General features: G+C 65.8%; 18 protein-coding genes and 1 pseudogene. 13 read left to right on the forward strand and 6 right to left on the reverse strand.

What is annotated here, in order from left to right:
• The first annotated feature begins 3 nt into the window (after positions 1-3).
• From ASD15_RS24350 to coaD, 4 genes are all read left to right on the forward strand, one after another.
• Positions 4-1,518, forward strand: coding sequence for a Do family serine endopeptidase (locus ASD15_RS24350; RefSeq protein WP_057157624.1), 1,515 nt, complete (start codon positions 4-6; stop codon positions 1,516-1,518).
• A gap of 30 nt (positions 1,519-1,548) precedes the next feature.
• A complete protein-coding gene (locus ASD15_RS24355; protein ID WP_057157625.1) occupies positions 1,549-2,208 on the forward strand; it encodes a response regulator transcription factor in 660 nt (219 codons plus the stop codon).
• Entirely contained in the window at positions 2,205-3,581 is a 1,377-nt protein-coding gene (locus tag ASD15_RS24360; protein WP_057157626.1) for an ATP-binding protein, read from the forward strand. Before ASD15_RS24355 ends, ASD15_RS24360 begins: the two co-directional genes overlap by 4 nt.
• A 65-nt stretch (positions 3,582-3,646) precedes the next feature.
• A complete protein-coding gene (coaD, locus tag ASD15_RS24365; protein ID WP_057157627.1) occupies positions 3,647-4,783 on the forward strand; it encodes a pantetheine-phosphate adenylyltransferase in 1,137 nt (378 codons plus the stop codon).
• A 1-nt stretch (position 4,784) separates the two neighbouring features.
• Here coaD and ASD15_RS24370 read toward each other — a convergent pair whose 3' ends face one another.
• The 4 genes from ASD15_RS24370 to ASD15_RS24385 all read right to left on the reverse strand — a co-directional run bounded on the left by ASD15_RS24370 (position 4,785) and on the right by ASD15_RS24385 (position 8,852).
• On the reverse strand, positions 4,785-5,072 hold the full coding sequence (locus ASD15_RS24370) for a type II toxin-antitoxin system RelE/ParE family toxin (RefSeq protein WP_057157628.1): 288 nt from the start codon (positions 5,070-5,072) through the stop codon (positions 4,785-4,787).
• Positions 5,073-5,079: 7 nt separating this feature from the next.
• Positions 5,080-5,343, reverse strand: a complete 264-nt coding sequence (locus tag ASD15_RS32630) for a hypothetical protein (RefSeq protein ID WP_157201133.1) — start codon at positions 5,341-5,343, stop codon at positions 5,080-5,082.
• 131 nt (positions 5,344-5,474) lie between these two features.
• Positions 5,475-7,853: a TonB-dependent siderophore receptor gene (locus tag ASD15_RS24380; protein ID WP_057157748.1), complete on the reverse strand. Its 2,379-nt coding sequence runs from the start codon at positions 7,851-7,853 to the stop codon at positions 5,475-5,477.
• A gap of 147 nt (positions 7,854-8,000) precedes the next feature.
• On the reverse strand, positions 8,001-8,852 hold the full coding sequence (locus ASD15_RS24385) for a PhzF family phenazine biosynthesis protein (RefSeq protein WP_057157630.1): 852 nt from the start codon (positions 8,850-8,852) through the stop codon (positions 8,001-8,003).
• 102 nt (positions 8,853-8,954) lie between these two features.
• Between ASD15_RS24385 and ASD15_RS24390 the strand changes: the two genes are divergently transcribed.
• Complete coding sequence (locus ASD15_RS24390) at positions 8,955-12,152, forward strand: error-prone DNA polymerase (protein WP_057157631.1); 3,198 nt, start codon at positions 8,955-8,957, stop codon at positions 12,150-12,152.
• A 9-nt stretch (positions 12,153-12,161) separates the two neighbouring features.
• Here ASD15_RS24390 and ASD15_RS24395 read toward each other — a convergent pair whose 3' ends face one another.
• Positions 12,162-12,428 carry a hypothetical protein gene (locus ASD15_RS24395; protein ID WP_057157632.1) on the reverse strand — a complete coding sequence of 89 codons (267 nt, stop codon included), beginning with the start codon at positions 12,426-12,428 and terminating at the stop codon, positions 12,162-12,164.
• A 73-nt stretch (positions 12,429-12,501) separates the two neighbouring features.
• Between ASD15_RS24395 and ASD15_RS31980 the strand changes: the two genes are divergently transcribed.
• Complete coding sequence (locus ASD15_RS31980; protein WP_162249944.1) at positions 12,502-12,948, forward strand: GNAT family N-acetyltransferase; 447 nt, start codon at positions 12,502-12,504, stop codon at positions 12,946-12,948.
• Positions 12,949-12,999: 51 nt separating this feature from the next.
• Here ASD15_RS31980 and ASD15_RS24405 read toward each other — a convergent pair whose 3' ends face one another.
• A complete protein-coding gene (locus tag ASD15_RS24405; RefSeq protein ID WP_057157633.1) occupies positions 13,000-13,401 on the reverse strand; it encodes a PRC-barrel domain-containing protein in 402 nt (133 codons plus the stop codon).
• A gap of 211 nt (positions 13,402-13,612) precedes the next feature.
• Here ASD15_RS24405 and ASD15_RS24410 point away from each other — a divergent pair, with 211 nt between their 5' ends.
• From ASD15_RS24410 to ASD15_RS24435, 7 genes and pseudogenes are all read left to right on the forward strand, one after another.
• Positions 13,613-15,289, forward strand: coding sequence for a CTP synthase (locus ASD15_RS24410; RefSeq protein WP_057157634.1), 1,677 nt, complete (start codon positions 13,613-13,615; stop codon positions 15,287-15,289).
• The gene (gene kdsA, locus ASD15_RS24415; protein WP_057157635.1) at positions 15,286-16,140 is read left to right on the forward strand and encodes a 3-deoxy-8-phosphooctulonate synthase; all 855 of its coding nucleotides are present in this window, start codon (positions 15,286-15,288) and stop codon (positions 16,138-16,140) included. The genes ASD15_RS24410 and kdsA overlap by 4 nt, the downstream gene beginning before the upstream one ends.
• Before the next feature lie 164 nt (positions 16,141-16,304).
• A partial coding sequence (eno, locus tag ASD15_RS24420) for a phosphopyruvate hydratase (RefSeq protein ID WP_229418319.1) occupies positions 16,305-17,392 on the forward strand: 1,088 nt, incomplete at its 3' end.
• Between the two features lies 1 nt (position 17,393).
• Positions 17,394-17,688, forward strand: a pseudogene (eno, locus tag ASD15_RS33395) (phosphopyruvate hydratase); the annotation flags it as partial.
• Between the two features lie 43 nt (positions 17,689-17,731).
• The gene (ftsB, locus tag ASD15_RS24425) at positions 17,732-18,088 is read left to right on the forward strand and encodes a cell division protein FtsB (RefSeq protein WP_057157636.1); all 357 of its coding nucleotides are present in this window, start codon (positions 17,732-17,734) and stop codon (positions 18,086-18,088) included.
• 101 nt (positions 18,089-18,189) lie between these two features.
• A complete protein-coding gene (locus ASD15_RS24430) occupies positions 18,190-20,460 on the forward strand; it encodes a TonB-dependent receptor domain-containing protein (RefSeq protein WP_057157637.1) in 2,271 nt (756 codons plus the stop codon).
• A 15-nt stretch (positions 20,461-20,475) separates the two neighbouring features.
• Positions 20,476-21,642 (forward strand): hemin-degrading factor, encoded by a 1,167-nt coding sequence (locus tag ASD15_RS24435; protein WP_057157638.1) that lies wholly within the window; start codon positions 20,476-20,478, stop codon positions 21,640-21,642.
• Positions 21,643-21,648 lie beyond the last annotated feature (6 nt).

Raw genomic sequence — 21,648 nt, forward strand, 5'->3', positions numbered from 1 at the left:
GAAATGCAAAAACAACCTGTTTCCGTAACCATGAAGCGTGGCGTCGCTGCCTTGGCCGTTCTGGGTGCACTGGGCGCCGGCGGTGCGGTGGTGGTGCAACAGAACAATGCCAATGCAGTCGCCAGCCAGGCGCCCCAAGCGGCCGCGCCTGCCGCCGCCGCGTCCGCCGTGCCGGTGGCCGCGCCCATGATCTCCATGCCGGACTTCAGCGTGATCGCCGAACGCAACGGCCCCGCCGTGGTCAACATCAGCGTCACCGGCAGCACCAAGACCGGCTACGACGGCGGCCAGGCGCGCGGCCGCGATCCCTTCGGCGACGACCCCTTCTTTGAATTCTTCCGCCGCTTCCAGCAGCCCGGCCAGCAGCGCGGCGAGCGCCCGTCGCCGACCCATGGCGTGGGTTCCGGCTTCATCATCAGTCCGGACGGCCTGATCCTGACCAACGCCCACGTGGTGCGCGACGCCAGCGAAGTGACGGTGAAAATGACCGACCGCCGCGAATACCGCGCCAAGGTGCTCGGCTCGGATCCGAAGACCGACGTGGCGGTGCTGAAAATCGAGGGCAAGAATCTGCCGGTGGTGCCGCTGGGCCGCACCAAGGAGCTGAAGGTGGGCGAGTGGGTGCTGGCCATCGGTTCGCCGTACGGCCTGGAAAGCACGGTCACGGCCGGCGTGGTCAGCGCCAAGGGCCGCTCGCTGGGTCCGGAAGACAGCTACGTGCCCTTCATCCAGACCGACGTGGCGGTCAACCCCGGCAATTCGGGCGGCCCGCTGTTCAACACGCGCGGCGAGGTGATCGGGATTAACTCGCAGATCTACAGTCAGACCGGCGGCTACCAGGGCCTGTCGTTCGCGATTCCGATCGACGTGGCGACCAAGATCAAAGACCAGATCGTCACCACCGGCAAGGTGGCGCATGCCAAGCTGGGCGTGACGGTGCAGGAGGTGGACCAGGCCTTCGCCGACTCCTTCAAGCTTGACACGCCGGAAGGCGCGCTGGTGGCCAACGTGGAGCCGGGCGGCCCCGCCGACAAGGCCGGCCTGAAGTCGGGCGACGTGATCCGCAAGATCAACGGCCAGAAGATCATCGCCTCGGGCGACCTGCCTGCGGTGGTGGGCGTGGCGCTGCCGGGCGATAAAGTGACGCTGGAGGTGTGGCGCCAGGGCAAGGCCATTGAACTGACCGGCAAACTGGGCAACGCGGCTGACAAGGTCGCCGATGTGGCCCGCGCCGATGACGGCGCCAGCAGCAAGGTCCGGCTGGGCCTGCAGCTGCGCCCGCTGGACCCGGTCGAGAAGCGCCAGTCCGGCATCGGCTCCGGCCTGCTGATCGAAGGCGCGGGCGGCGCGGCGGCTTACGCCGGCGTGCAGCCGGGCGACGTGCTGCTGTCGGTAAACGGGCGCGCGGTCAACACCGTCGAGCAGGTGCGCGACGTGATGGCCAAGTCCGACAAGTCGGTGGCCTTGCTGATCCAGCGCGGGGATGAGAAGATCTTCATTCCGGTGCGGATCGGCTAAATAATCAACAATCAACAAAAAGGACATGCCATGCGCCTGCTGCTGGTGGAAGACGACACGATGATCGGCGAGGTAGTGCTCGACCTGCTGCGGGCCGAGCACTACGCGGTCGACTGGGTCAAGGACGGCGACATGGCCGACACCGCCCTGCAGACCCAGACCTACGACCTGGTGCTGCTGGACCTGGGCTTGCCGCGCAAGGACGGCCTGGAAGTGCTGCGCTCGATGCGCGCGCGCAAGGAGATCACGCCGGTGCTGGTGGCCACCGCGCGCGACGCGGTGGACCAGCGCATCGCCGGCCTGGACGCCGGCGCCGACGACTACGTGCTGAAACCCTACGACCTGGACGAGCTGCTGGCGCGCATCCGCGCGCTGCTGCGCCGTTCGGCAGGCCGCGCCGACCCGGTGTTCGAGCACAAGGATGTGATGATCAACCCGCAAACCCGCGAAGTGATCGCCAATGGCCAGAACGTGAGCCTGTCGGCGCGCGAATGGGCGGTGCTGGAGGCGCTGATCGCGCGTCCCGGCATCGTGCTGTCGCGCGCCCAGCTGGAGGAAAAGCTGTACAGCTGGAAGGATGAAGTGAACAGCAACGCGGTGGAAGTGTATATCCACGGCTTGCGCAAGAAGCTGGGCAGCGAGCTGATCCAGAACGTGCGCGGCCTCGGCTACATGGTGCCCAAGGCATGAAGGTCTCGGTTTCATCGATGTCGCAGTCGGTGACGAAGACCGTCACGCGCTCCGTGTCGCACTCGCTGCGGGCGCGGCTGCTGTGGTTCCTGCTGGCGGCCATCGTGCTGGCGGCCATGGCACAGGCGCTGATCGCCTACCGCAGCGCGCGCAGCGACGCCGACGAGATCTTCGACTACCACATGCAGCAGATGGCGCTGTCGCTGCGCTCCGGTGCGCCGCTGGCCAACCACGCCAACGGCCCGGCTGCCGACCCCGGCAACGACGACATGGTGGTGCAAGTGTGGACCCCGGACGGCGTGCAGGTATTCCGTTCGCTGTCGCGCGCCGAGCTGCCGCAGCGCGCCGTGCTGGGCTTTTCCAATGTGCGCGTGCGCGGCGCCACCTACCGCATCTTTTCGGTGCAGACCAGCAACCAGACCGTGCAGATCGCGCAGGACATGGCGGTGCGCCAGCGCATGGCCGGCGCGCTGGCGCTGCGCACCGTGGCGCCCATCGCGCTGATGGCGCCGCTGCTGATGCTGGTGGTGTGGTGGGTGGTCAGCGGCTCGCTGGCGCCGGTGTCGCGCGTGCGCAAGCAGGTGGCGGCGCGCCAGGCCGACGACTTGTCGCCGGTGTCCGAGAACGACTTGCCGGACGAGGTGAAACCGCTGGTGCACGAGCTGAACCTGCTGTTCGGCCGCGTGCGCACCGCCTTCGAGGCGCAGCAGCACTTCGTGGCGGATGCCGCGCACGAGCTGCGTTCGCCGCTGGCCGCGCTCAAGCTGCAGGCGCTGAGCCTGGACCGCGCCGAGGACGCCGCCGCGCGCGCCGTGGCGGTGGGGCGGCTGACGGCCGGCATCGAGCGCGCCACGCGGCTGGTGGAGCAATTGCTGGTGCTGGCGCGGCAGGAGTCCGGCGGCGCCGAGCAGAAGTTCGACAATGTCAACCTGGCCGACCTGGCCAAGCGCACCATGGGCGACCTGGCCGGCGCGGCGCAGGCGCGCGAGATCGACCTGGGCTTGCCGCGCGCCGACGAGGTCAGCGTGGCGGGGCAGGGCGACGCGCTGCTGATCCTGCTGCGCAACCTGATCGACAACGCCATCAAGTACACGCCGCCCGGCGGCACGGTGGACCTGGAAGTGATCCGGCCATCCGAACCCGGGCGCGGGCCGGTGCTGTGCGTCGAGGACAGCGGCCCCGGCATTTCGCCCGAGGAGCGCGAGCGCGTGTTCAGCCGCTTCTACCGCGTGCCCGGCAGCTCGGCCGGCGGCAGCGGGCTGGGGCTGGCCATCATCAAGGCCATCGCCGAGCGCCACGGAGCCGCGCTGGTGCTGGGGCAATCCGAGCGCCTGGGCGGGCTGCAAGTAAAAGTTGAGTTTCCAAAAGTTTAGTTTCCCTCAGCCGGAAAGGCCGCGCCCGGCTAGAATGTCGTTTTACCTCGGCAGTGGAGCGGCGCATGAAGAAAATCGGCTTTTCGGGCACCCTGGACCCGATCACCAACGGACATATGTGGGTGATCGGGGAGGCGCGCGCCATCGCGGACGAGGTGGTGGTGTTCCTGTCGGAGAACTCCACCAAGCAGCCCAAGTTCTCGGCCGAGCAACGCAAGGCCATCATCGCCGAGAGCTGCGCCGAGCGCGGCTGGGACAACGTGCAGGTGCAGATCGTGAAAAGCGACTACACCGCGCGCGTGGCCAAGAAGCACGGCATCGACTACCTCATGCGCGGCATCCGCACCACCGCCGACTTCGACTATGAAAACCTGATCCAGCAAACCAATGTGGACGTGATCGGCGGCGCCAAGACGCTGTTCGTGATGCCGCCGCGCGACCTCGGCTCGGTCAGCTCCAGCTTTGTGAAAGCGCTGGAGGGGCCGGTGGGCTGGAACTGGACCATGAAGAATTTCGTGCCGGCGCCGGCCTACAAGGCCTGGATCATCAGCTGGCTGCGCAAGGAGTGGGACGCGCTGTGGCAGGGCGCTGCCGCCGGCCCGGCCGCCGCCGCCAACGCCGACGCGTGGTTCGAGCGGCTGACCGGACCCGGCGCGTACGGCGGCCCCGGCCGCGCCTACCACAACCTGGACCACCTGGTGCACGGCCTGGCCGAGATCCGCACCTGGAGCGCCAACGTCGGCCCCTCGAAGCGCGACGCCGACATCGTGCGCGCCGCCTTCTGGTTCCACGACGCGGTGTACGACCATGCCGGGTCCGGCGTATCGAACGAGGAGGCCAGCGCCCGGCAATGGCTGGCCAGCGGCCTGGGGCCGGACATCGCGGACGACGTGGCCGCGCTGATACGCGCCACCGACCACTTCCAGAGCGCCGGCGTGGCGCACCCGCTGAAGGAAACCATGCTCAGCGTGGACCTGGCGATCCTGGGCCAGGCGGACGAGGTGTACCGCCACTACACGCAAGGCATCCGCGCCGAATACCGCCACATCTCGGACGACCGCTACGCGCTGCAGCGCGGCCAGGTGCTGACCTACCTGCGCCACAAGGCCGAAGCCGGCACCCTGTTCGGCGACCCCTTCTTCGCCGACCAGTACAACGCCCAGGCCATCGTCAACATGAGCGACGAGATTTCAGCGCTGTAATTCAGCTTACATTTTGGCTGCTGCTGCGAATGCTAAGGACAAATACTGTATCGCGCGCCTGGTCATATTGATATCGAACGGCATAAGTGTGGCGGCGATCGCCAATCAATAGCTCTCGTTGCCCAGTGGGTAACGGGCGGCCTAGCAGCGGGGCATGTTCAAGAATGCTTAGCTTGTTTGTGAGTTCCGTGATCTTGTGGGCGGAGCGCTGTACGCTGGAACTGGCGAAATATTCAAAGATCTGCTCCACGTTGCTCTCCGCCGTTGGCATGAGAACGACCTGAGCCATGTTGGGCCTACAGTCTTTGCGTACCGGTTTTTTTCGTCAGTTCAGCTATTCGCCTAGCAAAGTGTTCTTTTACTTCAGCCAGCGAACTTACTTTGCCAGTGCGAACGTACTCCGCATAACATTGCTCCGCCTCTTGGCGGTTTTTTTCACGGTCGATTTCTTCGCCAATCGCGGTCAACAGGAAGTCGCGCAGTGGAATGTCGCGTTCCCGTGCTGCGTTGAGCAGTTCCGTATGCAAATCATCCGGGATGTCGAGGGTGAGGGTAGCCATATAGCCTCCTGCGTGGAGCTTTGATTGTAGCACCGGCCTATGTGCCGCGATGCTGCGCTGGATCAAGCGCAAGGCGCAAAAAAACGCCCGGCGCATGGCTGCGGCGGGCGTTTCGGCTAAGCGGAGTCAGCTTAGAATTTGACCCACAGGCGGCCGAAGTAGGAGGTGCCGTTCAGGCCGAACTGCACGCTTTCGTACTTGAAGCCGTTGTCGGTTTCGTTCGGGTCCTGTTCGCTCGGATGCACGTTGAAGATGTTGCTGGCGCCGAAGGTCAGCTTGGTGTTCTTGTTGAAGCTGTAGGTGAAGCCCAGGTCGGCCGAGGTCTTGGCGGCGTAGCGCTGGTTGGCCACGCCGGAGGCGGTGCCGCTCCAGGTGCCCAGCGTCTGCGGACCGAAGTGGATGATCTTGAAGTCCGTCTCCAGCGGGCCGGTGCTCAGGTTGAAGCCCAGGGTGGCCTTGCGGCGCGGGCCGCCCTGTTCCAGGAACAGGCGCTCGCGCTCGGACAGCAGCACGTCCTCGTAGCCCGACAGCGCGGCCGGGGCGTGGATGGCGTCCACTTCGGTCTTGCCGAAGTTCATGGCCAGGAAGGTGGTCAGCTTGTTGCCGGCGATGGCGCCGCGGTGCGACGCGGTCAGGTCCAGGCCCTGGGTCTTGGTGTCGACCGAGTTGACGAAGAATTGCGCGCCGCCCACGCCCAAGGTGGCCAGCTTGGCGGCCAGGGCAGGATAGTTGCTCTCGTCGAACAGGCCGGACAGCACGATGCGGTCCTTGATCTTGATGTGGTACAGGTCGGCCGTCACCGACAGCGCATCGCTCGGGGTCCAGGTCGCGCCCAGCGTGAAGCTGCGCGACTTCTCTTCCTTCAGCGGCGGCAGGCCGGCCAGCTGGCCCACCGCGCCCACGGCCGGGGTGATCGAGATGTCGGTCGGCTTGCCGCCCACGAAGTCGGTGTAGGTGGACGAGAAGTGCGCCTGCTGCAGCGACGGCGCGCGGAAGCCGGTGCTGGCCGAACCGCGCAGCAGCATGCCGTCGGCCAGGCTGTAGGAGCCGGCCAGCTTGCCGGTGACGGTGGAGCCGAAGTCGCTGAACTTCTCGTAGCGCACCGCGCCTTGCAGCTTGGTCTTCTTGTTCAGGTCCGCTTCCAGGTCCAGGTACAGCGCGCTGCTATGGCGGCTGGCGTTGGTGGCGTCGGACGGCTGGAAGCCGGGGAAGCCCTGGCTGCCGGCATTGCCGCCGCCGGCGCCGTCGGCGTCGATGTAGGAACCCGGCTCGCCGGCGAAGATCTTGTAGGTCTCGCGGCGGTACTCGGCGCCGAAAGCGACGTTCATGCCGTCGCCCATCACGCCGTCGAAGTAGCGGCTGGCGTCGGCGTTGGTGGTCAGTTGCTGGAAGGAGAAGCCGCCCGCGTCGAACTGGCTGGCGCTGATGCCCTTGTTGGCCGGCAGGTTGGCGATCGAGGCGTTCAGGGTGTTGCTGATGTTGTACTTCAGGCGGTTGTAGCCGTAGGTCTGCGAGATGTCGGTGGTCCACTCGCCGACCTTGCTGCGGTAGCCGAGGATGCCGTAGCGGTCATCCAGGTCGCCGTTGATGAAGGGCACGAAGCCGTTCGGGTACATGGCGGCAGAGTTGCGGGTCGGCACGTCGTCGACGCCGTCGCGCGCCCAGGCGCCGCTGGAGGCGTCGCGCTGCTGCAGGCCGGCCGTGAAGTAGAGCTTGCCACCCGCGCCGGCCGGGATTTCGCCGTTCAGCAGCACGGTCTGGTTCTCGGACTTGGAATCGCCGATGGTGCGCGGATTGCCTGGTTCGGCGCGGTTGGAGCGGCCGCGGTCCAGGTATTCGCCGGTGATGCCGACCGAGCCGCCGGCCATGGCGAAGCCGCAGTAGGCCGAGGCCATGTAGTTCTTGCCGTCGCCTTTCGAATACTGGCTGTAGCCGACCGACGATTCGCAGCCGAGGCTCTTCTTCAGTCCGATGTCCATCACACCGGCGATCGCGTCCGAGCCGTACTGGGCGGCGGCGCCGTCGCGCAGGATCTGCACGTCCTTGATGGCCATGGTGGGGATGGTGTTCATGTCGGTGCCGGTGGCGCCGCGGTTGCGTGCGCCGAAGATGTTCACCAGCGCGGCCGTGTGGCGGCGCTTGCCGTTGATCAGCACCAGGGTCTGGTCCGAGCTCAGGCCGCGCAGCGCGGCCGAATCGACCAGGTCGGCGCCGTCCGCGCCGGTCTGGCGGGTGGAGTTGAACGAGGGCGAGATATAGGTCAGCGTTTGCGACAGGTCAAACTGGGCGCCCTGTTCGGCCACCTTGTTCATCGGGATCACGTCGACCGGCACCACGGTGTCGGTGGCGGAACTGGTGGCGCGGCGCGAACCGACCACGTTGACGGACTGGATCGGGGCGGCGCTGGCGTCGGCGGTCTGGGCGTAGGCGGCCGGCGCCATGGCCGCCAGCGCGGCGGTGCCGTACAAGCTGACGAGGACGGCGCGGCGGAGTGCGGAAATAGTAGGCACGTGTTTCTCCAGATGAAAGTTTTCGCTGATTTTATAGGTCGGCGCAGCCATCTGAAAGTTACGAACTGTAAGTTGTTTCAATTTTGCACACATACACTATTTTCTATTGTGCTCGGCAAAAAATGGTGTATGGGACAGTGTTTTTGCTCAGATGGGCGGCAAAAATTCGGCGCCGCCGCCGATTAGTATGTGTTCGCCATCCAGTTCGGTGCGCAGCAAGCAGGGCTGGCCCAGGTGGGCGCCCTGGTGCAGGGTGATGGCGCGGCCCAGGTGTACCGTCAGCGCGCCGGCCGCCACGCCGGTGGCGCTGTCTTCCAGGGCCGGGTCCAGATGGTTGAAGTTGCGCCCTTCGAACGTGCCGTCGGCGCGCCGCGCCCAGGCGTAGCAACCGCTCACTCCGTGCTCCTTGCCCCAGGCCGCAATGCGCGCCAGGTCCGGGCGCAGCGACTGCAGGGCCGTCGTGCTGCTCATCTCCAGCAGGAGTTTGGGGCTGCCGACCGAGGCAATGGCCGGGGCCGATGCCAGCTTCAGCGGCACGCCCGGCGCCGCTTGGCCGAGCAGGGCGCCCGGCAACTCCGGTGCGATGGCCACGTCCGGAGCGCCCTGGCGCTGCAGGCGCACGAACACGCCGGTCGCGCGCCCGCTTGCCGCGCCCGGCGCGCCTTCGGACAAGCGCAGCAGTTGCCCGCGCAGGGCGGTGCGCACCGCCAGTGGCCTGCCGTGCTGGCGCAGCAGCACGCGCGCCGCCGCCAGCGTGGCATGCAGGCACAGCGGGCTGCGCATGTGCGGGTAGAAATAGTCCAGCACATACTCGGCGTCATCGGCCGGCCCGGCCGCGTTTGCGTCGAGCGCATCGACGAACACGCACGCGCTGCGGTTCTGTGCGCGTGCAAACGCCTGCCGTTCGGCTACGCTGGACGCATCGCCCAGCACTACCAGCGCCGCGTTGCCCTCGCCGGGGCGGCTGCCGAAGCATTTCAGTTCGTAAACGGTACGCATGGGGTAGCCGGAAAGTTGCAGGGCCGGATAGCATAGCCGACCCTGTCCATGCCTGCACGATGCGCGTACAATACTGTGTTTATATACAGTATCATTTTAATCATGCCGCCCCCTAATCCGTCGCCAGCCAGCAGCTTGCCAGCCTATGCGGAGTTGTTTTGCCTGACGAACTTTTCATTCTTGCAAGGCGCTTCCCATGCCGAGGAGCTGGTCGAGCGCGCCTTGCAGCTGGACTATGCCGCGCTGGCGATCACCGACGAGTGCTCGCTGGCGGGCGTGGTGCGGGCGCACGGGGCGGCCAGGCGGGCCATGCCGGAGGGCGAGCCGCCATTCCCGCTGCTGATCGGCAGCCATTTCCATTTGAGCAAGGCCGATGGCGCGCCGGGCTTGTCGCTGCTGGCGCTGGCAAGCAACCGCGACGGCTACGGCAACCTGTCCGAGCTGATTACCCTCGCGCGCATGCGGGAAGGCGTGGCCAAAGGCAGCTACAAACTCTACCTGGACGACATCGCCGCGCCGCCGCCGGCCCAGGCGCACCTGCAGGGCTTGCCCGACTGCCTGCTGATCCTGCTGCCGCGCTACCCGTCCGACCAGCCGGAGGACGTGGACACGCTGCACCTCCAGGCGGCCTGGATGGCGGCCCAGTTTCCCGGCCGCGCCTGGATCGGCCTGACTCTGCTGCAGCATGCCTTCGACGAGGCGCACCGCATGAGCATAGACGAGGTGGCCTGGCAGCATGGTTTGCCGGTCACCGCGGTGGGCAATGTGCGCATGCACGTGCGCTCGCGCAAGCCGCTGCTCGACACGCTGACGGCGGTGCGCGTGGGCCGCCCGGTGGGGGAGTGCGGCTACGAGCTGGCGCAGAACGCCGAGCAGCATCTGCGCTCGCGGCTGCGGCTGGCCAACCTGTATCCGCGCGCCGCGCTGGACGAGACCGTGCGCATTGCCGCGCAGTGCACCTTTTCCCTGAACGAACTGCGCTACGAATACCCGAACGAGCTGGTGCCTGATGGCCATACGCCGGCCAGCTACCTGCGCCAGGAAACCTATATCAGCGCGCAGAACCGCTACCCGCAAGGCATGCCGGAAGCGGTGCAAAAGCAGGTCGAGGACGAGCTGGAACTGATCGCCGAGCTGGGCTACGAGTTCTATTTCCTCACCGTGTACGACATCGTGCGCCATGCCCGTGCGCTGGGCATCCTGTGCCAGGGGCGCGGCTCGGCCGCCAATTCTGCGGTGTGCTACTGCCTGGGGGTGACCGAGGTCGATCCCGCGCACAGCAAGCTGCTGATGGGGCGCTTCATTTCGCGCGAACGCGCCGAGCCGCCCGACATCGACGTGGACTTCGAGCACCAGCGGCGCGAGGAAGTGATCCAGTACATCTATGCCAAGTACGGCCGCCACCGCGCCGCGCTGGCCGCCACGGTGATCTGCTACCGGCCGAAAAGTGCGCTGCGCGATGCCGGCAAAGCGCTGGGCGTGGACCTGGCCATCGTCGAGAAAGTGGCCAAGTCGCACCGCTGGTTCGACAGCAAGCAGGACTTGCTGGGGCGGCTGGGGGAAAGCGGGCTGGACCCGGCATCGAAGCTGGCGCACCAGTGGGCCACACTGGCCTACCAGTTCCTCGGCATGCCGCGCCACCTGTCGCAGCACGTGGGCGGTTTCGTCATCGCGCAGGACAAGCTGTCGCGCCTGGTGCCCATCGAAAACGCCAGCATGGAGGACCGCAGCGTGATCCAGTGGGACAAGGACGACCTGGAGGAACTGGGCCTGCTGAAGGTGGATGTGCTGGCGCTGGGCATGCTGTCCGCCTTGCGCCGTTCGCTGGACTTGATCGGCGAGCGGCGCGGCATGCTGTTCCGCCTGCAGGACATCCCGCGCGAAGACCCGCAGACCTACGACATGATGTGCGAGGCCGACACGGTCGGCGTGTTCCAGATCGAGTCGCGCGCGCAGATGAGCATGCTGCCGCGCCTGAAGCCGCGCAAGTTTTACGACCTGGTGGTGGAGGTGGCGCTGGTGCGGCCGGGGCCGATCCAGGGCGGCATGGTCCATCCCTATCTGCAGCGCCGCATGGATCCTGGCCTGGTCGAATACCAGCCGCGCCTGAAGGAGGCGCTGGAGCGCACCTTGGGCGTGCCCATCTTCCAGGAGCAGGTGATGCAGATTGCCATGATCGCCGCCGACTTCACGCCGGGCGAGGCCGACCAGCTGCGGCGCGCCATGGCGGCCTGGAAGCGCAAGGGCGACATCGAAAAATACCAGAAGAAGATCGTCGAAGGCATGGTGCACAATAAATACGACAAGGCGTTCGCCGAAGCCATCTGCCAGCAGATCCAGGGCTTCGGCGAATACGGCTTCCCCGAATCGCACGCGGCCAGTTTCGCGCTGCTGACCTATGCCAGTTCCTGGGTCAAGTGCCACGAACCGGCCGCCTTCCTGTGCGCCTTGCTCAACAGTCAGCCGCTGGGCTTTTACGGTCCGTCGCAGCTGGTGCAGGACGCCCGGCGCCACGGCGTGGTCGTGCGCCCGGTTGACGTCGCCGTCAGTTGCTGGGACTCGGCCCTGGAAGAGGCTGCCGGTGCGCGCGGCCAGCCGGCGGTGCGGCTGGGCTTTTCCGTGTTGCGCGGCATGCGCCCCGACAGCGCCGAGCGCATCGAGCAGGCCCGTGCCGTGCGCGCCTTTGCCGGCGTGGCCGACCTGGCCCGGCGCGCCGACCTGGACCGGCACGACCTGCAAGTGCTGGCCGGCGCCAATGCGCTCGAAGGCCTGGCCGGCAACCGGCGCCAGGCCTTGTGGGAAGCGGCCGGCGCCGTGCCCGACAAGGACTTGCTGCGGCCCACCGAGCCGGACGAGGAAACCCCGCAGCTGCGCCCGCCCAGCGAAGGCGACGACATCGTCGGCGACTACCGCGCGCAGGGACTGACCCTGCGCCGCCACCCGCTGGCGCTGCTGCGCGCCACCTTGCTCGAGCACCGCTTCATGCCGGCATCCACGCTGAACACCTACCGCAACGGCCAGCTGGCGCGCGGCTGCGGCATCGTCACCGTGCGGCAGCGGCCAGGCACGGCCAAGGGCGTGCTGTTCATCACGATAGAGGACGAGACGGGCAATGTGAACGTGATCATCTGGCCGTCGCTGGTGGAGCAGCAGCGCAAGGAAGTGTTGGGCGCGCAATTGCTGGGTGTGTACGGCGTGTGGCAGCAGGAAGGTATCGTGCGCCACCTGGTGGCCAAGCGGCTGGTGGACATGAGCCACCTGCTGGGCAGCCTGCCCACCGTCAGCCGCGACTTCTGCTAGCCGCGCAGCCTAGCGCGGCGCGCCCACGTCCGCATCTTCGGCCAGCGCGTACTCGCCGCGTTCATACGCAGCCAGCGCCGCGCGCGCCTTGTACATGAATTCCTCCGGCACCAGGATGCGCGCGCCGCCGATGGCCGGCGCCCACAGCAGATTGGCCTGCACCAGCTGGTCGTCGCACACCACGGCCGGCACGCCCGCCGCCACCAGGCAGCCACACACCAGGTGCGCCTCGGTCGGAATCAGGAACTGCGCAATGACGCTGTAGTCGTTCTGCATGCTTCCTCCTGGTCGCTGTGTGGATGCCTTCACTATACCGATTCTGGCACAATGCGGCATGGAAAAAATGTTCATGCGAAAAGCGCTGCGGGAAGATGCGATAGCCATCAGCGCGCTGATTAACGGGCTGATGCCGTTCATGACCCTGGCGCCGGACGGCGCCGGCGCGGAGCAGTTCATGATGAGCATGTCGCAGGGCGCCATCGAACGCTATGTGATCGGCGAGCAATACCAGTACTGGACCGGCTGGCTGGACGGCGACCTGGCCGGCGTGGTGGCCCTGCGCCACGGCACGCACCTGTTCCATCTGTACGTGGCGCAGCGCTATCACGGCCGGGGCCTGGCGCGGCAACTGTGGGACACCGCGCGCGCGGCGGCGGCGGGGCAGCCCATGACGGTCAACGCGTCCATCTACGGCGTGCCGATGTACGAACACTTCGGCTTTGCCGCCACCGGCCCGCGCGTCGAGCAGCATGGCATCGCTTATGTGCCGATGCGGCTGGCGCCGCCGGCCACATGACAACGCGCCCGGCAAGGCGGGCGCGCAGGCGGGGGCGGCAGGGCAGCGCCGTTAGCGCGCGCTGGTGCCGTAGTAGCTGTGGATTTCGGTGGCCCAGGCCTGGTTGGCCATGTTGGGCCAGTGCTCGGTGTCGAAGCCGGGCGCGTTGTCGATGCGCTCCTTGTCGATGTTGAGCGTGAAGCGCTTGTTCACGGTGTCCAGCGTCAAGGCCTCCCAAGGCACGGCGAACAGCCGCTCGCCCAGCGAGAACACGCCGCCGCTCGACATCACCGCGTAGGCGATTTTGCCGCTGCGCATGTCCAGCATGATCTCCTTGATCTCGCCCAGGTGTTCGTTCTTCAGGTTGTGCACATGGTCGCCGATCAGCGTATCGGCGCCCATCAGTTCAGGGCCGGGGCCCTTGTGGCCCCGGTCCACATACATGCCGTAGGCATCGCGTTCTTCGTAGCTCATTTTGACCTCCCGTTGAAAAAATACCATTGTCCGGCCGCGACCGGGCCGGCTCTGTACGCTGACCCACACTGAAAGCAATATTGCAGTTTTATTCAGGCGGGCCCGGCCGATGGTAGCCATATCAGGGTATTTCCAGCCTTACTGATGAAGAAACGCGCAATTTGCGCTATAATTTCAATTTCCCGCACGTGCCGTTCGGCACCGACCCGCAATGACCAAATATGTCTTCGTCACCGGTGGCGTTGTGTCTTCCCTTGGTAAAGGGATAGCCGCCGCCTCCCTCGCCGCGATCCTTGAATCGCGCGGCCTCAAAGTCACCATGCTCAAGCTGGACCCTTACATCAACGTCGATCCCGGCACGATGAGCCCGATGCAGCACGGTGAAGTCTTTGTTACCGATGACGGCGCAGAGACCGACCTCGACCTCGGCCACTACGAGCGCTTCATCTCCACCCGCATGAAAAAGGTGAACAACTTCACCACCGGCCAGATCTACGAATCGGTGATCCGCAAGGAGCGCCGCGGCGAGTACCTGGGCAAGACCGTGCAGGTGATCCCGCATATCACCAATGAAATCCAGGACTACATCCGCCGCGGCGCGGAAGGCTACGACGTGGCCCTGTGCGAAATCGGCGGCACCGTGGGCGATATCGAGTCGCTGCCCTTCCTGGAAGCGGCACGCCAGCTGAGCCTGCGCGCCGGCCGCAAGAACACCGCCTTCGTGCACCTGACCCTGGTGCCCTATATCGCCTCGGCGGGCGAGCTGAAGACCAAGCCGACCCAGCACTCGGTGCAGAAACTGCGCGAAATCGGCATCTCGCCGAACGCGCTGCTGTGCCGCGCCGACCGCGCCATTCCGGAAGACGAACGCGCCAAGATCTCGCTGTTCTCGAACATCGAAGAACGCGGCGTGATCTCGGTGTGGGACGTGGACACCATCTACAAAGTGCCGCAAATGCTGCACGACCAAGGCCTGGACGCCATCATCTGCGAAGCGCTGGACCTGAACCCGGCCCCGGCCGACCTGTCCATGTGGAGCAAGCTGATCTACACGCTGGAGCATCCGAAATCGGAAGTGTCGATCGGCATGGTCGGCAAATACGTGGAGCTGACCGAGTCGTACAAATCGCTCACCGAAGCGCTGCGCCACGCCGGCATCCACAACGAATCGAAGGTCAACATCGAGTACATCGACTCGGAAGAGATCGAGACCACCGGCTGCGCCGAGCTGGCCAAGTACGACGCCATCCTGGTGCCGGGCGGCTTCGGCAAGCGCGGCGTGGAAGGCAAGATCATGGCGGCGCAGTTCGCCCGTGAAAACAAGATCCCCTACCTGGGCATCTGCCTGGGCATGCAAGTGGCGCTGATCGAGTACGCGCGCCACAAGGCCGGCCTGAGCAACGCCAACTCCACCGAGTTCGAGCCGCAGACCGACCAGCCCGTGGTGGCCCTGATCGACGAGTGGCAAGGCCTGGACGGCAAGGTTGAAAAGCGCGACGAGAAGTCGGACCTGGGCGGCACCATGCGTCTGGGCGCGCAAGCCTGCGCCGTCAAGCCGGGCACGCTGGCATCGGAAATCTACGGCAGCGTGGTGACCGAGCGTCACCGCCACCGCTACGAAGCCAACAACCACTACCTGGGCCGCGTGGAAGCTGCCGGCCTGGTGGTTGCCGCGCGTACCCCGACCGAAGACCTGTGCGAAATCATGGAGCTGCCGCGTACCGGCGAGAACGCGCACCCTTGGTATATGGGCGTGCAGTACCACCCTGAATTCAAATCGACCCCGCGCGACGGCCACCCGCTGTTTACGTCCTACATCAAGGCGGCGCTGGCGCAAAAAGCATCCAAGGGTCTGCATGCAGTCCAACTGGAAGGAGACGCAGCATGAAACTGTGCGGATTTGACGTAGGCCTGGACCAGCCGTTCTTCCTGATCGCCGGCACCTGCGTGATCGAGTCGCGCCAGATGGCGTTCGACGTGGCCGGCGCGCTGAAGGAAATGACCACCGAGCTGGGCATTCCTTTCATCTACAAGTCGTCTTTCGACAAGGCGAACCGTTCGTCGGGCACCTCCTACCGCGGTCCGGGCATGGAAAAAGGCCTGGAGATCCTGGGCGACGTCAAGCGCGAGCTGGGCGTGCCGGTGCTGACCGACGTGCACACCATCGAGGAAATCGACGTGGTGTCGTCCGTGGTGGACGTGCTGCAAACCCCGGCCTTCCTGTGCCGCCAGACCGATTTCATCAACGCTTGCGCCGAGTCGGGCAAGCCGGTGAACATCAAGAAGGGCCAGTTCCTGGCGCCGGGCGACATGAAGCATGTGATCGCCAAGGCGCGCGCCGCGGCGGCCGCCAAGAACCTGCCTGAAGACAACTTCATGGCCTGCGAACGCGGCGCCTCCTTCGGCTACAACAACCTGGTGTCCGACATGCGCTCGCTGTCCATCATGCGCGAAACCGGCGCCCCGGTGGTGTTCGACGCCACCCACTCGGTGCAGCTGCCGGGCGGCAACGGCACCTCCTCGGGCGGCATGCGCGAGATGGTGCCGGTGCTGTCGCGCGCGGCCGTGGCCGTGGGCGTGGCCGGCCTGTTCATGGAAACCCATCCGACGCCGGCCACCGCGCTGTCGGACGGCCCGAACGCGGTGCCGCTGGGCCGCATGAAGGAATTGCTGTCGGTGCTGATCGAACTGGACCGCGTGACCAAGAAAGCTGGCTTCCTGGAAACTAGTTTTAACTAAGCTCCAGAAGCATGACATACCGGGCGGGCCCGGCGTATAGAACACATACGCCGGGCCCGCTTCCACATCCGGCCGCCGTCTGTTACCCTTGCTGCAATTTTGCGCCGGGACCGGCAGGGCAGGCCGCGCAGGCAACAGTTTTTGCTTAAACTTTGGAGAATGACATGAGTGCTATCGTTGACATTATCGGCCGTGAAGTGATCGATTCGCGCGGCAATCCCACCGTCGAATGCGACGTGCTGCTGGAATCGGGCGTGATGGGGCGGGCGGCTGTGCCGTCGGGCGCGTCGACCGGTTCGCGCGAAGCCATCGAGCTGCGCGACGGCGACCCGAAGCGCTACTTCGGCAAGGGCGTGCTGCAAGCCTGCGAGAACATCAACACCGAAATCTCGGAAGCCATCATGGGCCTGGACGCCAACGAACAGGCTTTCCTGGACCGCACCCTGATCGACCTGGACGGCACCGAGAACAAGTCGCGCCTGGGCGCCAACGCCATGCTGGCCGTATCGATGGCCGTGGCCAAGGCCGCCGCTGAAGAAGCCGGCCTGCCGCTGTACCGCTACTTCGGCGGTTCGGGCGCCATGCAGATGCCGGTGCCGATGATGAACGTCATCAACGGCGGCGCGCACGCCGACAACAACCTGGACATCCAGGAATTCATGATCATCCCGGTGGGCGCCCCGTCGTTCAAGGAAGCCATCCGCTACGGCGCCGAAGTGTTCCACACGCTGAAGAAGATCCTGCACAAGAAGGGCCTGAACACCGCGGTGGGCGACGAAGGCGGTTTCGCCCCATCGCTGGCCAACCATGAAGAAGCGATCAAGCTGATCATCCAGGCCATCGAAGAAGCCGGCTACGAGCCGGGCACCCAGATTGCGCTGGGCCTGGACTGCGCCGCCTCCGAGTTCTACAAGGACGGCAAGTACCAGCTGGACGGCGAGGGCATGAGCCTGACCGCCGTCGAGTTCACCAACCTGCTGGCGACCTGGTGCGACAAGTACCCGATCATCTCGATCGAAGACGCGATGCACGAAGGCGACTGGGAAGGCTGGGCCACCCTGACCGCCGCGCTGGGCACCAAGGTGCAGCTGGTGGGCGACGACCTGTTCGTCACCAACACCAAGATCCTGAAAGAGGGCATCCAGAAGGGCATCGCCAACTCGATCCTGATCAAGATCAACCAGATCGGCACCCTGACCGAGACCTTCGCCGCCATCGAAATGGCCAAGCGCGCCGGCTACACCGCCGTGATNCGCCAACTCGATCCTGATCAAGATCAACCAGATCGGCACCCTGACCGAGACCTTCGCCGCCATCGAAATGGCCAAGCGCGCCGGCTACACCGCCGTGATCTCGCACCGTTCGGGCGAGACCGAAGACTCGACCATCGCCGACATCGCAGTGGGCACCAACGCGCTGCAGATCAAGACCGGTTCCATGTCCCGTTCGGACCGCATGGCCAAGTACAACCAGCTGCTGCGCATCGAAGAAGACCTGGGCGACATCGCTTCCTACCCGGGCCGTGACGCGTTCTACAACCTGAAGTAATAGCACGACGCCAGCCAGGCATGTCCTGGCTGGCTACCCCCATATGCGTTTGATTACCCTTGCACTGGCAGCCTTGCTGCTGCTGATACAGTACCCGCTGTGGCTGGGGAAAGGCGGCTGGCTGCGCGTGGCCGACCTGGAAGACCAGGTGGCCGTGGCCCACAAAAAAAATGACGAGCTGAAAAGCCGCAACGCCAAGCTCGATTCCGAAGTGCGCGACCTGAAGGACGGCACCGGCGCCGTCGAAGAGCGGGCCCGCTTCGAGCTGAGCATGATCAAGCAGAACGAAATCTACATCCAGATTCTCGGCAAGGGCCAGACCCAGCCGCAAGCAGCCGCAGCTGCTGCCGCACCGGGCGCCGCCACCGCGCCCGCTGCCGATAGCCGCGCTGCCAGATAATCACCATAGCTTGTAAATAAGAATCATTCTTGTTAAGATGCGCTGTTGCCAGCGACGCCCGTAGGGAGAGCCAGCTTTAATCTCACCTTATCTGGAACTTCATGGCTGCCATCCTTCCGCGCCAGCGGCGCCTTGCCGCGCTGTTGCTGAGCGCTTTCGCCTTGCCCGCCGCGCCGGCGCTGGCGCAAACCACCCAACTGAATGAAATCCTGGTCACCGCCAAGCGCGACGAAGCGCTGTCCAAGACCGGCACCACCACCGTCGTCGGCAGCGCCGAGCTGACCCGGCGTGCCGCCACCGACATGGCCAATATGGCCCGCTACGAGCCGCTGATCAGCGTGCCGGCGGCCGGCATCGGTTCCGGCAATATCTGGGATGGCGCCGGCAACACCGGCTTTAACATCCGCGGCATCGAAGGCAACCGCGTGGCGCTGGACCTGGACGGCATCTCGCTGCCGGACGCCGCCCCCAAGCCGGACGGCAACACCCTGAACAGCTTCGGCATCGGCCGCGACTACTTCGACCCGGAAACCTTCCGCGAAGTGCGCATCGGCTCCGGCACCACCGCGGCAGGGGCGGGCACGCCCGGGCTGGGCGGCAGCGTGTCCTTCGTCACCAAGTCGCCGGAGGACTACCTGAGCGACACCCGCAACAGCTACGCCGAATACAAGTTCGGCTACACCTCCGCCGACAAGGCCAGGATGCACGCGCTCACCGGCGCCATGGGCTTCGGCGCGCTGAAGGCGCTGGCCGTGCTGGTGCACCGCGACGGCCAGCAGCTGCGCAGCAAGGGCAACGCCGTGTTCAATCCGGACGACTGGTCGTCGGACGCCTTGCTGGGCAAATTCAGCTGGGCGCCGGTGGCCGGCCACAAGCTGGGCTTCACGGTGGACGCCTACCAGTCCGAGCACGACCGCGAAATCAAGAACAAGCAGCTGTCGCTGTATCCCGAAGGCTCCGAGCAAGCCTCCGCCACGCGCCGCACGCGCGTCAGCCTGGACCACGGCTACACCGGCACCGGCAACCCGCTGTTCGACACCGTCGACACCCGCCTCTTCGTGCAGGACGCGAAAGTGGAAGACAACACCCACGCGCCCTACATCACCGGCGGCCGCCCGTACACGCGCGACATCGCCACCGGCCTGTACAACAAGAGCATCGGCATCGCCAGCGACGCCGGCAAGCAGCTCAACACGGCCACGCTGCTGAACTACGGCTTCACGCTGGAAGACGTGGAAACCCGCCGCCCGTGGCGCGAGGACCGCACGGTGGTGGGCTCCACCACGCACCAGATCACCCAGAAAAACCGCATGGCGGACATGGACACGCTGAAGATCGCGGCCTATGTGCGCGGCGAGATCGCCTTCCCGCTGGCCGGCTACAACGCCACCTTGACGCCCGGCCTGCGCGTCGAACACCGCAAGCTGAGCCCGAAGAACCTGGAGAACTACATCATCGCCGTGCCGTCCGCCGCCAAGGAACTGAAGGACGACAGCGACAGCTATGTGGCGCCCAGCCTGGGCCTGTCGGTTGAACTGGCGCCCAATTTCAATGCCTACGCCAGCTACAAGCGCGGCGCGCGCATGCCCAGCGGCGCCGACCGCACCAGCACCTACGACTCCTTCAGCTACACCGGCGCAGGGCAGGGCTACGGTGTGCTGGGCAACGCCAAGCTGGAAAAGGAAACCAGCAACGCCTTCGAGCTGGGCGTGAAAGGCGAGCCGCGCAAGGGTGTGCAGTTCAGCGCGGCCATGTTCCACACCGCGTACAAGAACTTCATCGAATACGTGGCGCAGCCGGCCGACCCGGTCAATTACCCGACCCTGAGCCAGGGCCTGTTCCGTCCCGAAAACGTGGCCAAGGCCGACATCTGGGGCGTGGAAATGAGCAGCCGTTTCGAGCTGGGCCAGTGGTCCGCGCCGCTGCAAGGCGCCAGCGTGGCGCTGGCGGCGGGCGGTTCGCGCGGCACCACCAGCAACAGCAAGACCGGCAAAAAGGGCGACTTGGCCACCGTGCTGCCGTACAAGGGCAGCGCCACGCTGGCATGGGACGACCCGGCCCAGCGCGGCGGCGTGGCCCTGAGTACCGTGCACGTGCGCGCCAAGCAGGCCAAGCCGGACGTGGTGACCGGCGCCACCGCCGCCCTGTTCGCCGTGCCCGCATCGACCGTGATGGACTTGACCGCCTACTTCAACGTCGGCAAGAACGCCACCGTCACGGCCAGCGCCTACAACCTGGGCGACAAGAAGTACTGGGATTACGCCAGCGCGCGCACCCTGGCCGCCGGCACCAGCGCCACTGCGCTGGCCGATATCGAACGCCAGGTGAAAACCGGGCGCAATTACGCCGTTACCTTTAAACTGATGTACTGATTTTTGGAGACCATGATGAAGAAGAATCACCGAATTGCACTGGCCCTGGCCAGCGCCCTGATGTTGGGCGCCGTGCCTGCCATGGCGGCGGACGCCAGTCTCGGCCAGCGCTGGGAAAAGCTGCGCGCCGAGCAGCCCAAGCTGCAGATCCGCGACGCGGCGCGCGCGTTGAATGTGTCCGAAGCCGAACTGCTGGCCACCGGCATCGGCAAGACCGTTACGCTGCTGACGAACGATGACCACGCCGCGCGCGAAATCATGCGCCGCGCGCTGGACCTGGGCAAAGTGCTGGCCCTGACCCGCAACGAGAACGGCGTGCTGGAGCGTACCGGCGTGGCCACCCGCCTGGCGCAGGACGCGGCAGGGGCGCAGGCCGCAGTTGGCGCGCCTAACGATCCCGAGCGCGAAGCGCGCATGCGCAATATCGCCGGCGGCTACCTGGGCGGCGAGATCGACCTGCGCTTCAACTTCGCCAACTGGAAGCACGCCTTCGCGGTGGTGCAACCGGGCCGCGATGGCCAGGTCTCGCGCAGCCTGCAGTTCTTCGACGCCACCGGCACCGCGGCGCACAAGCTGTACCTGAAGAATGAGGCCGCGGTAGGCATTTTCGACAAGCTGGTTTCGGACTTCCGTGCGCCGGACCAGAACGCTGCGCTGAACGTGGTGCCGATCGCGCCCAAGCAGGCCGAGAAAGCCGACAGCGCAGTGGACGTGAAAGAGTTCCAGCTGGCCTGGAAAGAAATGACGGACGTGCACCAGTTCAACCGCCTGCTGGGCGAGTTCGGCATCTCGCGCGAACAGGCCATGCGCCTGGCGCCTGAAGGCGTGGTGCAGCGCGTGTCGCCCAAAGCGGTGCGCAGCCTGCTGGACGAATCGGCCAAACAGAAGCTGCCCATCATGGCCTTCCTGGGCAATGGTTCGGTGACGCAGATCTTCAGCGGCGTGATCGAGAAAACCGCCGCCAGCGGCGACTGGTACAACGTGCTGGACCCGGACTTCAACCTGCACCTGCGCGAGAGTGCCTTCAACAGCGGCTACGTGGTGCAGCGCGCAGGGGTGACGTCGGTGGAGTTCTTCGACAAGAACGGCGAACTGGTGGTGACCTTCTTCGGCGTGCGCGAGCGCGCCAAGCCGCAGCCGCAAACCTGGGTCGACCTGACGCGCAATTTGCCGAAGGCTTGAGCCTGC

It is taken from the genome of Massilia sp. Root351, from assembly GCF_001425045.1.
Classification (GTDB): Bacteria; Pseudomonadota; Gammaproteobacteria; order Burkholderiales; family Burkholderiaceae_D; genus Rugamonas.

What these genes read in the sequence shown, in the direction of transcription:
- ASD15_RS24385 (WP_057157630.1), bottom strand. Translation starts at nt 8,852, where the DNA reads ATGCGTACCGTTTACGAACTGAAATGCTTCGGCAGCCGCCCCGGCGAG.
- kdsA (WP_057157635.1), top strand. Translation starts at nt 15,286, where the DNA reads ATGAAACTGTGCGGATTTGACGTAGGCCTGGACCAGCCGTTCTTCCTG.
- ASD15_RS24360 (WP_057157626.1), top strand. Translation starts at nt 2,205, where the DNA reads ATGAAGGTCTCGGTTTCATCGATGTCGCAGTCGGTGACGAAGACCGTC.
- ASD15_RS24350 (WP_057157624.1), top strand. Translation starts at nt 4, where the DNA reads ATGCAAAAACAACCTGTTTCCGTAACCATGAAGCGTGGCGTCGCTGCC.
- ASD15_RS32630 (WP_157201133.1), bottom strand. Translation starts at nt 5,343, where the DNA reads ATGGCTACCCTCACCCTCGACATCCCGGATGATTTGCATACGGAACTG.
- ASD15_RS24435 (WP_057157638.1), top strand. Translation starts at nt 20,476, where the DNA reads ATGAAGAAGAATCACCGAATTGCACTGGCCCTGGCCAGCGCCCTGATG.
- ASD15_RS24430 (WP_057157637.1), top strand. Translation starts at nt 18,190, where the DNA reads ATGGCTGCCATCCTTCCGCGCCAGCGGCGCCTTGCCGCGCTGTTGCTG.
- ftsB (WP_057157636.1), top strand. Translation starts at nt 17,732, where the DNA reads ATGCGTTTGATTACCCTTGCACTGGCAGCCTTGCTGCTGCTGATACAG.
- coaD (WP_057157627.1), top strand. Translation starts at nt 3,647, where the DNA reads ATGAAGAAAATCGGCTTTTCGGGCACCCTGGACCCGATCACCAACGGA.
- ASD15_RS24410 (WP_057157634.1), top strand. Translation starts at nt 13,613, where the DNA reads ATGACCAAATATGTCTTCGTCACCGGTGGCGTTGTGTCTTCCCTTGGT.
- ASD15_RS24395 (WP_057157632.1), bottom strand. Translation starts at nt 12,428, where the DNA reads ATGCAGAACGACTACAGCGTCATTGCGCAGTTCCTGATTCCGACCGAG.
- ASD15_RS24355 (WP_057157625.1), top strand. Translation starts at nt 1,549, where the DNA reads ATGCGCCTGCTGCTGGTGGAAGACGACACGATGATCGGCGAGGTAGTG.
- ASD15_RS31980 (WP_162249944.1), top strand. Translation starts at nt 12,502, where the DNA reads ATGCGAAAAGCGCTGCGGGAAGATGCGATAGCCATCAGCGCGCTGATT.
- ASD15_RS24405 (WP_057157633.1), bottom strand. Translation starts at nt 13,401, where the DNA reads ATGAGCTACGAAGAACGCGATGCCTACGGCATGTATGTGGACCGGGGC.
- ASD15_RS24370 (WP_057157628.1), bottom strand. Translation starts at nt 5,072, where the DNA reads ATGGCTCAGGTCGTTCTCATGCCAACGGCGGAGAGCAACGTGGAGCAG.
- ASD15_RS24390 (WP_057157631.1), top strand. Translation starts at nt 8,955, where the DNA reads ATGCCGCCCCCTAATCCGTCGCCAGCCAGCAGCTTGCCAGCCTATGCG.